Annotated in this window: 4 protein-coding genes; 3 read left to right on the forward strand and 1 reads right to left on the reverse strand. The window is 67.1% G+C overall.

From position 1 onward, the window contains the following. Positions 1–22 precede the first annotated feature (22 nt). A complete protein-coding gene (locus tag MAAFP003_RS08365; RefSeq protein ID WP_096286016.1) occupies positions 23–7,411 on the forward strand; it encodes a beta-ketoacyl synthase N-terminal-like domain-containing protein in 7,389 nt (2,462 codons plus the stop codon). Here the strand turns inward: MAAFP003_RS08365 and MAAFP003_RS08370 are convergent. Continuing rightward, positions 7,405–8,574 (reverse strand): permease, encoded by a 1,170-nt coding sequence (locus tag MAAFP003_RS08370; protein ID WP_096290977.1) that lies wholly within the window; start codon positions 8,572–8,574, stop codon positions 7,405–7,407. The two genes, MAAFP003_RS08365 and MAAFP003_RS08370, sit on opposite strands and share 7 nt — an antisense overlap. 556 nt (positions 8,575–9,130) lie before the next feature. On the opposite strand from MAAFP003_RS08370, the gene MAAFP003_RS08380 reads away from it, so the two are divergent. Both MAAFP003_RS08380 and pks2 read left to right on the forward strand, forming a co-directional pair. Beyond that, positions 9,131–10,870 (forward strand): AMP-binding protein, encoded by a 1,740-nt coding sequence (locus tag MAAFP003_RS08380; RefSeq protein WP_096290978.1) that lies wholly within the window; start codon positions 9,131–9,133, stop codon positions 10,868–10,870. Next, on the forward strand, positions 10,867–17,424 hold the full coding sequence (pks2, locus tag MAAFP003_RS08385; protein WP_096286020.1) for a sulfolipid-1 biosynthesis phthioceranic/hydroxyphthioceranic acid synthase: 6,558 nt from the start codon (positions 10,867–10,869) through the stop codon (positions 17,422–17,424). Before MAAFP003_RS08380 ends, pks2 begins: the two co-directional genes overlap by 4 nt. Positions 17,425–17,428: the final 4 nt, after the last annotated feature.

Genomic DNA, 17,428 nt, shown 5'->3' on the forward strand with positions numbered 1-17,428 from the left:
AACCGAAAGCCGCGGAGTCGTCTTGAAATTTGAACCCATCGCGATCGTCGGCCAGGGCTGCGTTCTGCCCGGCGGCCTGAGTCCCGACGGGCTGTGGGACACGGTGCGTGCGGGCCGCGACGCGCTCGGCTCGGCGCCGCCCGGCTACTGGGGCGTATCGGCTGAGCACATCCTGCGCGACCCGAAGAACTCCGCCTTCCTGGACCACACCTGGTCGGACCGAGGTGGATATGTGCGTGGCTTCGATCAGGCTTTCGCGCCTCGGGACCTTCTCCTCGACGCCGCGGCGCTCGATGGTCTCGATCCGCTGTACCTCTGGGCCATCGAGGCGGCCCGGCAGGCCATTGCGGGGGCGGGCTGGCGTGCCGGCGAAGTCCCGGGCTCGGCCGGGGTGGTCCTCGGAAACTTGAGCTATCCGACCAAGACGATGACAGACCTGGCTGAAAAGGTCTGGCGCGGAACAGCACACAGGATCGATTGGCGTAACCGGTTCATGTCCGGCCTGCCCGCTCATCTCATCGCGAACGCGCTCGGCCTCACCGGGGGTGCCACCGCCCTCGACGCCGCGTGCGCTTCATCGTTGTACGCCATCAAGCTCGCCTGCGACCGGCTGCACGACCGTACCGCGGATGTGATGCTGGCCGGCGGTGTCAACGGGGCCAGTGATCTGCTGTTACACGTCGGCTTCAGCGCGCTGCAGGCGCTGAGCCGGTCCGGCAGGTCGCGCCCGTTCCATCAGGACGCCGACGGTTTGGTGCCGGCCGAAGGCGCGGCGATTCTGGTGCTGCGCCGGCTGGAGGACGCGATCGCCGACGGTGACACCATATTGGGCGTCATCAGGGCGGTCGGCCTCGGCAACGACGGCCGCGGACGCGGTCTGCTGGTGCCCTCGCAGGAGGGGCAAGAACGCGCGATGCGGCTCGCCTACGAGATGGCCGAGCTCGAGCCGCAGGACATCTCCCTGATCGAGTGCCATGCCACCGGAACCGCCCGGGGCGATCTGACCGAATTGATGAGCATGGCGCGCATTTTCGACGGAATGACGAACGTGCCGATCGGATCGCTGAAATCCAATCTCGGCCACTCCATCACGGCATCCGGTGCCGCTGGAGCCATCAAGGTGCTCGCGGCGATGCGGGCACGAATCCGGCCCCCGACGCTGCACGTGGACGATCCACTGCCGTTTATCGCCGACTCCCCGTTCCGGCTGCTCACCGAAGCAGAAACCTGGCATTGTGTCGGGCCACGTCGCGCCGCGATCAACAACTTCGGCTTCGGCGGCAACAATGCCCACCTGTTGCTGGAAGAATGGGTCCAACCTGCCAACAAGCACCTCGCCCGTCCACAATGGCCGGTGACCGTGACCGGAGCCGACGCTGACATCGCGATCGTCGGGCTGGGACTGCTGGTGGGCGATGGACACGAAACCCTCTCGGTAGCCGATCATCTGGTGAAGAATCAGCCGATTCCCCGCCGCGATGACAGCGGTGCGGTACGGGCGCGGATGTCCGAGGTCTGCCTCGACCTTACTCAGACACGTTTCCCCCCAACCGATCTCAAGCAGACCCTGCCCCAGCAAATCGCCCTTCTCGGTGCGGCGATGAATGTCGGTGGTCTGATCAAAGATCTCCCGCCCGACACCACGAGCGTTATCGTCGGGATGGGCTGTGACGCCGAGGTGACACGACTCGGGGTGCGTTGGCGGCTGGCCGGCGAGATCGATGACCCGGATCTGCTGGCGCCGGCGCGCGACGCGGTGGCGCAGGGATGGACCGCCGCCGGGGTGGTCGGCGCGATGCCCAACGTTGTGGCCAACCGGTTGAACAGCCAATTCGACCTTCGCGGACCGAGTTTCACGGTATCGCGCGAGGAGCTTTCCGGCACCACGGCATTGGAGATGGCCGCCCGCGCATTACGGGCCGGCGAGATCGACGCGGCAGTCGTGGGGGCGGTGGACCTCAGCTGCGAACCCGTGCACGAAGCGGCGGCCCGGGAGCTGTTGGGATCCGGTGAGCAGATATCCGGTGACGCCGCCGTCGTACTCGTCCTCAAACGCGCCGACGATGCACACCGTGACGAAGACACGGTTCTTGCCACTGTGTCCGCGGGCCGAGGACCGAGCGGCGATTGCCTTCGGTTGGGCACCGCACCCGGCGCAACGGACCTCTCGCCCCTACTTGGGCACGCCCACGCCGCATCCGGGCTGCTGCACGTCGCCGCCGGTGTGATCTACGGCTTTCTCGGCGTACGTCCCGACGGCACGCAATGGTCTTCGCGGCGGCGAGAAGTCGCCATCGCCCTCGACGCGCTGGCCGGCCAGGAACAGCAAATCGTGCTGGTGGCAACGCCCGTCGACCAGCATGACGCCAGCGCGCTCGACGCACACCGGACCGAGACGGGATCCGGGTCGGGAAAGTCGACCTGGCTGCGATTCCCCGGTCATCTTCCCGACGTCCTGCTACCTAAGAACGTTGTTGACGTCGAACAGGATTCACGCTTTATCACCAGTAGAGGGGAGCAGCGCATGGCAACACACCTCCCGGTTCCCCCGGTTCTGCCCAAGGCGCAGCAGGCGTTGGTGCGGGTGCCGCTCGGCGCGGCGCTGACCGCCAGGACGCCACCAGAGCCGCTGACGGTTGTCTACGACCGCGGCACGCACCCGGCCGCCACTGGGGACAGCGTCCGCAACGGCTCTGGCCACAACGATTCCACGTCGACTGCGCGCAACGGCGACACGGTCTCGAAGCCATTGGCGCCCAAAGAGATCGACAAGCCGCCCCTGGCTGGTGCCTGCAGGGCGGTTCAGCCGGTCCGGCCCGCGGAAAAGCACGTTCCGGCGCCTACACCCAAGCGCGCGCCGGTAGGTCTCGCGCTCGACAAGGACGGTCTGCGGGTGCACGCGTCGGGGAAGATCTCCGACATCTATGGCCAGGCGTTCACGGTGCAAGACAATTACCTTCGTCAGGTCCGGATGCCGGAACCGCCGCTGCTGCTGGCGGATCGCCTCCTGGGCATCGACGCCGAGCCGGGCCGCAACGGTACCGGAACCCTGTGGACCGAAACCGATGTCACCTCCGATGCGTGGTATCTCGATCAGGGCCGGATGCCCGCGGGCGTCATGATCGAGGCCGGGCAGGCCGACCTGATGCTCATCTCATGGATGGGCGCCGATTTCGCCAACAAGGGTGACCGGGTGTACCGCCTGCTGGGCTGTGAGGTGACCTACCTGGGCGGACTACCCGAAATCGGCGACACCCTGCGATTCGACATCCACGTCGACGGCCACGCCCGGCAAGGCGACATCCGCATCTTCTTCTTCCACTACGACTGCGCGATCGACGGTGTCGAGCGCATGTCGATGCGCAACGGCCAGGCCGGATTCTTCTCCGACGAAGAGCTGGCCTCCTCCGGCGGGATCCTCTGGCGTCCCGAGGACGAGACCGTCGACGGCCCGATGGAACCGGCGCCGTCGCCGACGTCGCGGACCTCGCTGTCCCGCGCCGACCTGGAGGCAATGTCGGGCGGTGAGATTTGGCGCACATTCGGCCAGGGGTTCGAACGTGCGGCCAGCCACACCCGCACGCCCAGCATCGGCGGCGGCGACATGTTGTTCGTAGACGAGGTCGTCCAGCTGGATCTATCCGGCGGCCCGTGGGGGCGCGGCTACCTGCGGGCGGCCGCGCACATCGATCCCGAAAAGTGGTACTTCGCAGGACACTTCAAGAACGACCCGTGTATGCCCGGCACGCTCATGTTCGAAGCGACCATGCAGACCATGGCCATCTACATGACCGCGCTCGGGATGACGCTGGAATGCGACGGTTGGCGCTTCGAACCCGTGCCTTTCGAGACCTATAAGTTGTCGTGCCGGGGTCAGGTCACACCGCAATCGCGCGAACTCGTTTACGAGGTGTTCGTACGTGAGGTGCTCGCCGGGCCCGAGCCGACGTTGTTCGCCGACCTGCTGTGCACCGTCGACGGGTTGCCGGCGTTCCACTGTCGCCGGATGGGTCTGAAGCTCTCGCCCGGCTGGCCGATGGATCTGGGCGCCAAGGAGTTGGTCGGACACGTCGAACCCAAACCAGTCGCCGAGGTCGACGGCTTCGCGTTCGACTACCAAGCGATGCTGGCAAGCGCTATCGCCAAGCCTTCCTTGGCGTTCGGCCCGCTGTTCGAGAAGTTCGACTCCCATCGCAAGGTGGCCAGGCTGCCCGGCCCGCCTTACCACTTCATGTCCAGGGTCACCGAGCTGGTCGGTGAGACCGGCGTCGTGAAGGCCGGTGCGGAAGTCGTCGTGGAGTACGAAGTACCCAGCGATGCTTGGTATTTCGCGGTGAACGGGACGCCGACGATGCCCAACGCGGTGCTGATGGAGGTCGCCCTGCAGCCCTGCGGTTGGCTGGCCAGCTACGTCGGCTGCCCGTTGAACAGCGAGAAGGATCTTTACTTCCGCAACCTCGATGGCACCGGCCGGCAGCACCGCGAGGTCACACCGTCGACCGGAACCCTGCGGACCAAGGTCTGTTTGAAGAGCATCGCCCAGGCGGGCGGAACCATCATCGTGACCTTCGACGGTCAGATTCACGCCGACGAGGGTCCCGTCTACACCTTCGACACGGTCTTCGGATACTTCGGCCGCGAAGCGTTGCAACAGCAGGTGGGGCTCCCGGTTACCGACGAGCAGCGCGCCGTCGCGCAGCGCCCATGCGACGCACCGGTCATCGACCTTTGCGCGCGCCCGCACGAGTTCTTCGGTCCCGGAGCGCGATTGGCCGATCCGATGCTGTTGATGATCGACCGGGTGACGGGACGATGGCCAACCGACGGCGAGGCCGGCCTCGGTCGGTGGCGCGCCGTCAAGGACGTCGACCCGGCGGAGTGGTACTTCAAGGCCCACTTCTATCAGGATCCGGTGCAGCCCGGTTCGTTGGGCATCGAAATGATGTTGCAGCTCCTGCAATTCGCGATGCTGGACCACGGGCTGGGCACAGAGGCGGGACCCTCGGCTCGCTTCGAGCCGGTCGCGCTGGGCGATGCGATCACCTGGCGCTATCGCGGACAGATCGTACCGACGAACAAACAGATCTCCTCCGAGCTCGAGATCACCCGCATCGCCCGCGACGAGGGTGATGTTCCGGGCATTCTGGCCGTGGCCGACGCCTCGCTGTGGGTGGACGGCAAGCGGATCTACAGCGCGACCAACCTCGGCATGCGCATCACACGCCATGTGCCGCAAGGACAATCGGAACCGCAGCTCGGCTCGTCGACGACGTCACCCACCCTACCCGCCACGGCCACGGTGCCAACGTCCGCGACGGCGCAGGCCACGACGGTGGAGACGACCATCGATCCCGCCGCCGACAGCTGGATCACCGACCACTGCCCGACGTATGTCATTCCGTCGCTGCCGATGATGTCGGTGCTGGATCTGTTGGCGCAGGCGGTCAGCCGCGCCGCGGGCACGGCCAAAGTGGTCGAGGTCACCGACCTGCGGGTGGTTCGCTGGATCATCGTCGATTCACCCAAGCGGCTGCGGGCGATCGTCGTGCCCGTCGGACCCGGACGTTTCGAGGGCCGGCTCGAGGTGTGGCGAGACGCCCCGAAAGCGGCGTTGTCGCGCTGGGAAACTCACGCCCACGCCACGATCGTCACCGCGGAGCAGTACGCCGGCGAACCGGCGACTCCGGCCGAGTTGACCGGGGCGGTGCCCTTCGCCACCCCGTACGCCACCAGTGCGGTGTTCCACGGACCCGCATTCGCCACGCTGACCGACGGCGCCCGGATAGCACGCAACGGGTCGTCCGGGACGCTTGCGGTCGAGCTGTGCAAGGTTCCGGCGGGCCTGCAGCAGCCGGGACTCCTCGACGGTGCGCTGCATATAGTTCCCCACGCCGCGATGAGCGTATGGACCACGGACAGTTGTGCGGTCGAGTCGTATGCGGACGCGGCGGACCCGACCGTAGCATTTCCAAGCCGGGTCGTCTGGGCGCGGTTCTACCGTGACGCCCCCACCGATGGTGCCGTGGAGGTCGAAGCCCGTTTCGTCGGTTTCGACGACGACGATGGCCGCTTGCCGGTTATCGATCTGTGGTTGAGCGCCGGGGGCAAGCCGTGGGCCTACATTCGGCTCGTCGAAATCCTGTTGTCCAAGGGACCGCTCGCCCAGGCCGGCGGCTTGAAGCGCCGCGCGTTCCTGGCCGAACGCCGGGCGGTGCCCGCGATGTCGCTAAGCGAGCGGCTCGACGAGGGCGTGGTCACGCTCGATTCGGTCCGCGCGGCAACGCTGGACTGGTTCAAGGGCACCCTGCACGCGGTGTATTGCACCGACAGCCAAGGGGATTCGCTGCTCGTCGACATCGCGGCGAAAGAAGCGGTCGCCGATGCCGCCCACAACGCCATCCACCCCGGCCAGGTTCTGGTTGCCGGAAGCCAGGTGAGCTGCCCGGCGCTGCCGCTGGAGCGCATCCGGATCGAGATCGAGCAACCGCGCCAGCGGGTGTGTCGCGCCAGTGCGTCGTTGCAGACGGATTGGCGACCGGTGCGCGACTGGTGGGCCGCCACGCTCGGGATGCAGCGCGACGGTTTCGCAGATGTGCTGCACGGGGCCCTGCTGTCGCGCTATGTCCGGCATGTCATCGTCGCGGACCCACCGTCGATGGCGGCGATTCAGGGTCGCCCGGTCCTGCTGCTGGGCAACCACCAGGTGCAGATCGAATCGCTGTTGGGCACCACCATCGCGTCATGGCTGACCGGCACGCAAGTGGTGCCGATCGCGCATGCCAAACACGAAAACCGTTGGATCGGTGAGCTGTTGCGGCTGCTCGACGCGGTAGCGGGCAGGCAACTGCGCACCATCCGGTATTTCGATCAGCAAAACCCCCAGCAGTTCCTGCACCTGGTCGAGGAAATCAAGCGCGATATCGACGCCCACGCCGTGTCGACGATGGTGCACGCCGACGGGACTCGCCAGGTCCACTCCGGTCAGCGCGTCGAGCGGCTGACTTCCACCCTGCTGGACATGGCGATCGAGATGTCACTGCCGATCGTGCCGGTGTACTTCGCCGGGGGCTTACCCGAGGAGCCGGTGAGTCACAAGCTCGAGGTGCCGTATCGCCAGGCCGCGCAGGACTACATCTTCGGCCGACCGATCATGCCCGAGGAGCTGATTGCATCGCCGTACGCGCACCGGCGACGTCTCGTCATCGATGCCATCAACGAACTCGCTCCGTTCAGCGATGCGCCCAATCCGCCAAACCTGGCCGTGGAGAACCGAATTGCGGCCGCCGCCCCCGGTGCGTCGCCCCTGGAGTCGGTATGGGCCTGCATCGAGGACGCCCTGGATTCCGTCGGCGTGAATTGGCGCGACATGATCAGCACCGAACAATGGACGGCGGCACTGGCGCGTCAGTGATGGTGACCGTCGGCCGCTTCCGGGGAGCCGCCCATCATCCGTACCATCGGCATTCCTCCGGACGTGACGAACCGGACGATCAGCACCGCTGCGACGACGAGAAAGACGATGTTGAGCCAGCTGGTGTAGTTCCACGAGATCGACGCTTCCATCACCGTGGCGGTGCGCCCGGCCGGAATGAGATTCGTTGTGCCGAACAGTAATTCGACGAGATACCCGGCCCCGACCATTGAGGCGTAGAAGGTGCCGAGCAAGGTCAGCATCATCGCGGTGCCGTAGTACTTCCGGTAGATGTTCAAGATCGGCAGGATCAACAGGTCGGCGTAGATGAAGGCGATGACGCCGCCGAAGCTGATGCCGCCGTTCCACAGCACCGCTGCCAACGGCACGTTGCCGATCGAGCACACGAAGGACACCATCGCCACGATCGGCCCGACGATCGGGCCCCACACCGCGGCCCAGCCGGGGTCGTCAGCCAAGAAGAAACCCCGCCAGAAGGTTTCGGGCACCCACGCCGCGATGGCGCCGGCGATCAACAGGCCCAGCACCAGGTCCCGCAGGATCGCCAGCCATTCCATGACAAACACGTGCGACACCGACGTGAAGCCTTCTGCGGAAAACAGGCGCTGGGCAAATGAACCGTCCCTCTTGACGGACATGTCCATGGCGGCATGTCCTTCCATCGATCCGGCGATGCCCCGGTCGGCCTGCTCGCGCGCGGCGTCGACGAGGCGGGACCGGACGAACAGCCGGAACAAGACGGCCAGGATGATGATCATCAGCGGGCCGCCGACGAACTCGGCGGCGGCGAACTGCCAGCCCATCAGCAGCGCCAGGATGATGCCCAACTCGACGACCAGGTTGGTGGAGCCGATCTCGAACGCCATGGCCGCGGTGAAATGCGCACCCTTGCGGAACAACGACCGGGCCAGGGCGACCGCCGCATACGAGCACGACGACGATGCCGCCCCGAGGCCGGCCGCTACCGCCAGGGTGCGCGGACGATCGTCGCCCAGCAGCGCCACGATCGTCGAGCGCCGCACCACCGCCTGCACCACCGCGGACAGCACGAAGCCGAGAATCAGCGCCCATAAGATTTCCCAGGTCATCGACCCGGCCAGCGCCAGGGCATGCTCGATTGCTGCCAGCGCCTTGCCTGTCATGGGCCGCTTCCTCTCTTCGGTGCTCTCCTCGGTGTCGATCATCGCGTATGCGCCGGCGCCGTGCAGTGGCTATTTGTGGGACCAGCGTGCCGGTCGCCCGGCGATATTGGCTGGTCAACGATATCGCCGATTCGCCAACGTGGCCGCGAGAGAACGGGTAGGTTCCTCGCGTGGAGGTGGTGATGACCGCGGGCGCTCGCTCATGTCGGCTCAGCGCGACCACGGCGCCACACCGGGCGCCGGAAAAGCGCGGGCAGGCTGGATCGTCGCTGAACCGCGCGGCGGTACACTTCGTCGCACAGAGGGTGGAGCCGATCGTCGGAGTGCAAGTCGGCACGGTCGCGAAAGCCATGTGCTCACGCACTGGAGTAGCCGCCGCCGATGAACCCGCGGACACCCGCCTCACCTTTGAAGTCTTCTCATCCAGGGTGGTGCTGCACAGATAGAAGTTCCTATCGGTTAGTGGCATGGGGTGGTGCCGCGAAAAACCAAGCCGCTGCATCCCGTGGGGGACGTGATGCGCACCGATATTTTGAAGAATCAGAAGGGTAGCGTTATGTCCGTTATCGAGTCCTCCATCCCCGCAGTGCTGAGCGACAATGCGCGCCGGCAACCCAATGACACGGCATTCACGTTCATCGACTACGACGTCGATCCCAAAGGCTTCGCAGAGAGCCTGACCTGGTCGCAGCTGCGCCGACGCGCATTGACCGTTGCCGCGGAGCTGCGGCGTTGCGGGACGACCGGCGATCGAGTGGCGATATTGGCCCCGCAGAGTCTCGACTACGTCGTCGGTTTTCTCGGGGCGTTAGAGGCGGGTTTCATCGCGGTTCCGCTGTCGGTCCCGCAATTCGGCGCCCACGACAGCCGCATTTCGTCGGCACTACAGGATTGCACTCCCGCCGCCATTATCACGACGTCCGCCGCCGTTGATGGGGTCGTCAAGTATGCGGAATCGCACGGCGGATCGGTCGCGCCGACGGTCCTTGAAATTGACTCTCTCGACTATTACTCCGCCGGGGAATTGACGGCGGAATACGAGCATCCGAAGGAAGCGTATCTGCAGTACACGTCGGGGTCGACGGGCCAGCCCGCCGGTGTCGTAATCACCCACGAGAACGTGGTGACGAATTGCCAGCAGCTCGAGTCGGGCCTGTTCGACGTTTCCGGGCCGCCCGAAACGCTGGTGTCGTGGCTGCCCTTCTACCACGACATGGGGCTCATCCAGGGAATCTGCTACCCCATCGTGTGGGGCCTGCCCGCGGTGCTGACCAGTCCGATCGCGTTCCTGATCGAGCCGGCCCGCTGGATGCGGCTGCTGGCGAGCAACCCCCGGCCGTTCTCCGGCGGACCGAACTTCGCCTTCGATCTGGCGGTGCGCCGGATTTCGGACGACGACATGGCCGGGCTCGACCTGAGCGGCGTGGTGGGCCTGGCCAATGGCAGTGAACGCGTGCAGCCGGCATCGATCACCCGCTTCATGGAGCGGTTCTCCCAATATGGCCTCCCCGAGCCGGCCATCCGGCCGTCCTATGGCCTGGCCGAGGCGACGCTGTACGTCGCCAGTGCGAAGACGGGACAGGCGCCCAAATCAGTGCGCTTTCAGTACGAGCAGCTGTCGGGGGGTCAGGCCACGCCCTGCACCGAGGCGGAGGGCGGCAGCGATCTGATCAGCTACGGCGCCATGAAGTCGCCGCTGGTGCGAATCGTCAACCCCGACACCAAGACCGAGACGGCGCCCGGCGTCATCGGAGAGATCTGGGCGCACGGCCGCAACATCGGCAACGGGTACTGGCGCAACCCGGAGCGGACCAAGCGCACGTTCGGTGCCCGGATCACCCACCCCTCCGCGGGCACACCCGAGGGGCCCTGGCTGCGGACCGGCGACCTGGGGTTCATCTCCGACGGCGAACTGTTCATCATGGGCCGGCTGAAGGATCTGCTCATCGTGGACGGCCGTAACCACTACCCGGACGACATCGAATCGACGATCGGGCAGATCACCAAGGGCCGGGTGGCGGCGATTTCGGTTGCCAACGACACCAGCGAGCAGCTTGTCGCCATCGCCGAGGTCAAGAACAAGGCCGGCTCCGACGAGGACGCTCAACAGAAGCTCCGCTCGATCAGGCGCGATGTCGCCGCGGCGATTTCGAGTGCGCACGGTGTGCGTATTGCCGATCTCGTGCTGGTGGCGCCGGGTTCGCTTCCACTCACGACGAGCGGCAAGGTGCGCCGGTCGACGTGCGTCGAGTCCTACCGGCTCGAGGAGGTTGAACGTTTGGACGTTTCGGCGTGACGTCGGCCGGTCCTGATGCGGCCGGGGGGCTCGAGCGCTGGTTGATCGACTATCTCGTCAGCGAGATCGGTTGTGATCGTGGAGAGGTCGGCCTCGATGTGGCGTTCAACGACTTGGGAGTGGGCTCGCGCGACGCGGTCGTACTCTCGGGCGAGTTGGCGACACTGGTCGGCCGGTCGGTCTCGCCGTTGGACTTCTGGCAGCACCCCACGATCAACGAATTGGTGCGGTTTCTGACCACGCCCGAGTCGGAGTCCGAGGCGCCGGCCGATTCGGAGCGTGGTTGGGCCGACGAGCCGGTTGCCGTGATCGGAGTGGGATGCCGTTTTCCCGGTGACATTTCCGGACCGGAAGCGTACTGGCGGTTCCTGTGTGAGGGGCGTTCGTCGGTAACCGAGGTGCCCGCGGACCGATGGCTGGCGTTCGACGACGGCTCACCGGAGATCACGAAGGTGCTGGCCGGTACCACCCGGTGGGCTTCGGTGTTGAGCGACGTCGAAGGTTTCGACGCCGAGTTCTTCGAGATCTCCCCGCGGGAAGCGACCGCGATGGACCCGCAGCAGCGGCTATTGCTGGAAGTGGCCTGGGAAGCGTTGGAGCATGCCGGGATTCCCGCGGAATCACTGCGTCGTTCCCAGACCGGGGTCTTCGCCGGCGCGTGTGCGACCGACTACGGGTACCTGGCCGGAACGGATCTGTCCCGGGTCGACGCGTGGAGCAACATCGGCGGCGCGCTGAGCATCATCGCCAACCGGCTGTCGTATGTTCTGGATCTTCGCGGCCCCTCGGTGTCGGTGGACACGGCCTGTTCGTCGTCGCTGGTGGCCGTGCACCTGGGATGCCAGAGCCTGCGCACCGGGGATTGCGATCTGGCCATCGCCGCGGGAGTGAACCTGCTGTTGTCGCCGGCCATCTTCCGCAGCTTCGACGGGGCCGAAGCGTTGTCACCGACCGGGCAGTGTAAATCCTTCGATGCCGACGCGAATGGATTCGTCCGCGGCGAAGGGTGCGGCGCGGTGATACTCAAGCGAGTCAGCGACGCTGTGCGCGACGGTGATCGGGTGCTGGCGGTGCTGCGTGGATCGGCCGTCAATCAGGACGGCCGATCGAATGGGCTGATGGCACCGAACCCGGCTGCACAGATGGCGGTGCTACGCGCGGCGTGTGCCAACGCCGGCGTCGCTCCGCATCAGGTCGATTACGTCGAGACCCACGGAACCGGAACGCTTTTGGGCGATCCCATCGAGGCGCGCGCACTGGGTACGGTGCTGGGCCGCGGGCGCCCCGAAGACGGTCCGCTGCTGATCGGCGCCGTCAAATCGAACATTGGCCACCTGGAGGGCGCGGCCGGAATCGCCGGCCTGATCAAGGCGGTGCTGGCGGTACACCGCGGGCATATCCCGCCGAACCTGAACTACCAGACCCCGAACCCGCACATTCCGTTCGACCAGATGCGGCTGAAAGTCGTTGCCGAGCCTACTGATTGGCCCGACACCGGGCTGCCGCGACGGGCGGGGGTGTCGTCCTTCGGCTTCGGCGGCACCAATGCCCACGTAGTGATCGAACAGGCTCCCGAGACGGGTCCCATTGCATCCCAACCGGTTCCGGCCGTGAGCACGCTGGTGCTGTCGGGCAAGACCACCGAGCGCGTCAGTTCGCTGGCGTCGGCGTTGGCAGACTGGATGGACGGTGACGGCGCGGATGTGGCATTGCCCGATGTCGCGCACACGCTCAATCACCACCGGTCCCGGCACCCCGTGTTCGGCACCGTGTGCGCGCGCGATCGCAAGCATGCGATTGTCGGATTGCGCGCACTGGCCGACGGCACGCCGGCCGACGGTGTGGTGGCCCCACAGCAGACAACGTCGCGGCCCGGCACGGTGTTCGTGTATTCCGGGCAGGGCTCCCAGTGGGCGGGGATGGGCCGCCAGCTGCTGGCCGACGAACCGGTGTTCGCCGCGGCGATCGCCGAGTTGGAACCGATATTCGTCGCACACGCCGGGTTTTCGCTGCAGCGGGTGCTGGCCGACGGCGAGCCGGTCACCGGTATCGAGCGGATTCAGCCGCTGCTGGTGGGCGTGCAGCTGGCGCTGACGGCGTTGTGGCGCTCCTACGGCGTCGAGCCGGACGCGGTGATCGGGCATTCGATGGGCGAGGTCACCGCGGCGGTGGTCGCCGGCGCGCTGAATGTTGCCGATGGATTGCGGGTGATCGCCACCCGGTCGCGACTGATGTCGCGGCTGTCCGGCCAGGGGGCGATGGCGTTGGTGGAGTCCGACGCCGCGACCACCGAGGCGCTGCTCGCCGATTACCCGCAGGTGAGCCTCGCCGTGTACGCCTCGCCCAGTCAGACGGTGATCGCCGGCCCGCCCGATCACGTCGACGCAGTGATGGCCGTTGTGGCCGACACCGATCGGCTGGCCCGGCGCATCGAGGTCGACGTGGCCAGCCATCACCGCATCATCGAGCCGATCCTGGCCGAATTGCGTTCTGAGCTAGCCGATTTAGACCCGGATACGCCGGCCATCCCGGTGATCAGCACGACGGCCGGCCCCGGCGACGACACGCCGGCTTTTGACGCCGACCACTGGGTGGCCAACCTGCGCAACCCGGTTCGGTTCAGCCAGGCCATTGCTCATGCTGCTAGCCAAGCCGGTGGGGCCCATGCCACCTTCATCGAGATCAGCCCACACCCGTTGCTCGCCCACGCCATCAACGACACCCTTGGCGCCGGGGACTACCGGGTCGTCAGCACCCTGCAGCGCGACACCGACGACACCCTCACGTTCCACACCAACCTGAACGCGAGCCACACCGGTCATCCGCCCCAGACCCCGCACCCGCCCGAACCGCACCCGGCTCTGCCGTCGGCGCCCTGGCACCACACCCGCCACTGGCTCGGCGTCGCCGAGCATCATGCGCAGCTGTCGACCCGCGACTCCGAGGCAGCCGGTGGCCGAACCGTTTCCGTGCATCCCTTGTTGGGCGCCCACGTGCGGCTACTCGAAGAGCCCGAGCGTCATGTCTGGCAGGGCGAAGTCGGCACCACGGCACAGCCGTGGCTGGCAGACCACCAGGTGCACGGCGTTGCGGCTCTGCCGGGAGCCGCCTACTGCGAGATGGCGCTCGCGGCGGCGCGCGCGACGCTGGGTGACGCGTCGGAGGTACGCGACATCCGGTTCGAACGGATGCTGTTGCTCGACGGTGAGACGGCGCTGAGCGCCGACGCGGCGGTCCAGTCGCCCGGGGTGGTGGCCTTCGAGGTGCAAACCGACGAGGAGGGCGAGTACACGCGGCGGGCCGCGGCAACCTTGCAGGCCATCGACGAGCTGGGCCAACCACCCGTGCACGACGTCGCGGCGCTGCTCGCCGCCCACCCGAACCGGATCGACGGGACGTCGCTGCGGGAATGGTTCGACGACCGCGGGGTCCGGTTCGGCCCCGCGTTCGCCGGCCTGGCGGCCGTACGCACCGGCAACGCGGCAACCGGCACAGTGCTGGCCGAAGTCGCGGGCTCACCGCACGTTAGCCTGCAGCGCAGCGCGTTTCGTGCCCATCCCGCGCTGCTCGATGCCTGCTTCCAGTCGATCGCGGCTCATCCACGCAGCGGCGATATCGCCGAGGGCAGCCTGCTGTTGCCGTTGGGGGTCCGTCGGCTGCGCAGTTACGGATCGCTGCAGGACGCTCGTTACTGCCTGAGCCGGGTGACCCAGGCGAACCAGATCGGGATGGAAGCCGATCTCGACGTGTTCGACGAGAACGGAACCGTGCTGCTGGTCGTGCGGGGGCTGCGAGTGGGCAGCGACGTCTCCGAAAGCGTTGCGCGCCAACAATTGTTAGCCGAGCGCCTGCTGGCGGTCGAATGGGAACCGCGCGAGCTGCCCGTCGGCCAGAGCGCCGATGCCGGGAGCTGGCTGTTGCTGGCCGATGACGACGATCCGCTGTCCGCCCCGCTCGCCGAGGCGCTGAAAAGCGAAGGCGCCCAATGCGAGATCGCTGGACAGCTCGGCTCGCCGTCCAGCGATGTCACCGGTGTGGTGGTGCTGGCCGGGCCACCGGCCGCCGCCTTCGATGAGCAGTCCCCGGCCCGCGGCTGCGAGCAGGTGCGGGCTCTGGTGCGGATCGCCCGCTCGCTGGACGAGGGCGCCGGGGCGCCGCCCCGGTTGTACGTCGTGACCCGCAACGCCCAGACCGTGTTGCCCGATGACCAGCCCGACCTGGACCAGGCGGGCCTGCGTGGCCTGATGCGGGTGATTTCCGCCGAAGACGCCGAACTGCGGGCGATTCAGATCGATATCGACCAGGAGACCGACGCCGCGCAGTTGGTGCGTCAACTGCTGTCCGGATCGGACGAGGACGAAACCGCCTGGCGCGCCGCGCAGTTCTATGCCGCGCGGCTACGGCCCGCCCCGCTTCGCCCCGACGATCGGCAGACCGCCGTCGCGAACCATCAGCTCGACGGCATGCGCGTGGAGATTCGCACGCCGGGGGACCTGGAGGGTCTGGAACTCGTTGCGTTCGACCGCACCGCACCGGGGCCGGGCCAGATCGAGGTCGCGGTCACCGCGTCCAGCCTCAACTTCGCCGATGTGCTCATCGCCATGGGCCGATTCCCCAGCGTCGACGGGCGTCAACCACGCCTCGGTATGGATTTCGCGGGCGTGGTGACCGCGGTCGGGCCGGATGTCACCGACCATCAGGTCGGTGACCGGGTCGGCGGCGTATCCGAAAACGGCTGTTGGGCAACGTTTGTCACCTGCGACGCCAAACTTGCCGTGACGCTTCCGACTGGCCTGGATGCCGAGCAGGCGGTCGCGGCCACGACCGCGTACGCCACCGCCTGGTACGGCCTGCGGGACCTGGCCAGGATCAAGCCGGGGGAGCGGGTGCTGATTCACTCGGCAACCGGCGGAGTGGGGCGGGCCGCAATCGCGATAGCCCGGTCGGTTGGGGCGGAGATTTTTGCCACGGCGGGCAGCCCGCAGCGGCGTGCGCTGCTGCACGAAATGGGCATCGAGCACGTTTACGATTCGCGCAGCACCGAATTCGCCGATCTGATTCGCCGCGACACCGACGGGGACGGCGTCGACGTCGTGCTCAACTCGGTCACCGGCGCCGCCCAGCGCGCGGGCTTCGAGCTGCTGGCCATCGGTGGACGATTCGTCGAGATCGGTAAGCGCGACGTTTACGGTGATACCCGGCTGGGTCAATATCCGTTCCGCCGCAACCTCACGTTCCACTACCTCGACCTCGCGCTGATGGCGGCCAGCCAGCCCCGGCAGGTAGGAGATCTGCTGAGCACGGTCTACCGGCTCGTCGGAGCGGGTGAGCTGCCGCCGCTCGAGCACACAATCTATCCACTTGACCAGGCGGCCAAGGCAATTCGGGTGATGGGTGCGGCCGAACACAACGGCAAACTCGTGCTGTCCGTACCGCGGGAGGGACACAGCACAGTGCTGGTGCCCCCGGAGCGGGCCACCGTTTTCCGCGGCGACGGTGCCTACATCATCACCGGCGGGCTGGGCGGGCTCGGGCTGTTCCTGGCGGCCGAGATGGGCAAGGCGGGCTGCGGCCGGATCGTGCTGACCGCCCGGGCCAATCCAACTCCCAAGGCGCGCCAGGCCATCGATCGGATCCGGGCCGGCGGGGTCGACGTCGTCGTGGAGTCCGGCAACATGGCCGAGGCCGATACCGCGGACCGGGTGGTGGCCGCGGCCACGGCCACCGGGCTTCCGCTGCGCGGGGTGCTGCATGCCGCGGCTGTGGTGGTCGACGCCACGTTGGCCAACATCACCGACGAGGTGATCGATCGTGACTGGGCGCCAAAGGTTTACGGCGCATGGAACCTGCACCGCGCCACGCTGGGCCAGCCACTGGACTGGTTCTGCTGTTTCTCCTCCGCGGCGGCACTACTGGGCACGCCAGGACAGGGTGCCTACGCGGCAGCCAACAGCTGGGTGGATGCCTTCACGTTGTGGCGGCGCCGCCAGGGCCTGCCGTCGTTGGCTATCGCATGGGGGGCGTGGGGCGAGGTCGGGCGCGCCAAGCACCTGGCCGTCGGCGGACGTACCACGATGATCACCCCCGACGAAGGCGCGCAGGCGTTTACCGAACTGCTGCGCTATAACCGCGGCTACACCGGCTACGTCCCGATGACCGGGTCGTCGTGGCCGGCCGAGTTGGTGGCGCGCCGTCCGTTCGCCGAAGCCTTCCGGCACGCGGGACCGCACCAGGTCGGCGAGACCACGCTGCGCACCGAACTTCGATCGCTACCGCGGGACGAATGGCCCACCCGGCTTCGGCGTCTGATCACCGAGCAGACCGGTCTGATCCTGCGTCGCACCGTCGATCCGGACCGCCCGTTCGTCGAACACGGACTGGACTCATTGGGCAATCTGGAGCTGCGGACCCGCATCGAAGCCGAGATCGGTATCCGTGTCACGCCGAAGGCCATCGCCACCCACAACACCGCCCAGGCATTGAGCGTCCATCTGGCCGAGACGCTGGTGGCGGAGGTGGCAACACCGGCGGCTACCGGGGCCCCGACAACATAAAGCG

This window comes from Mycobacterium ahvazicum, from assembly GCF_900176255.2.
Classification (GTDB): domain Bacteria; phylum Actinomycetota; class Actinomycetes; order Mycobacteriales; family Mycobacteriaceae; genus Mycobacterium; species Mycobacterium ahvazicum.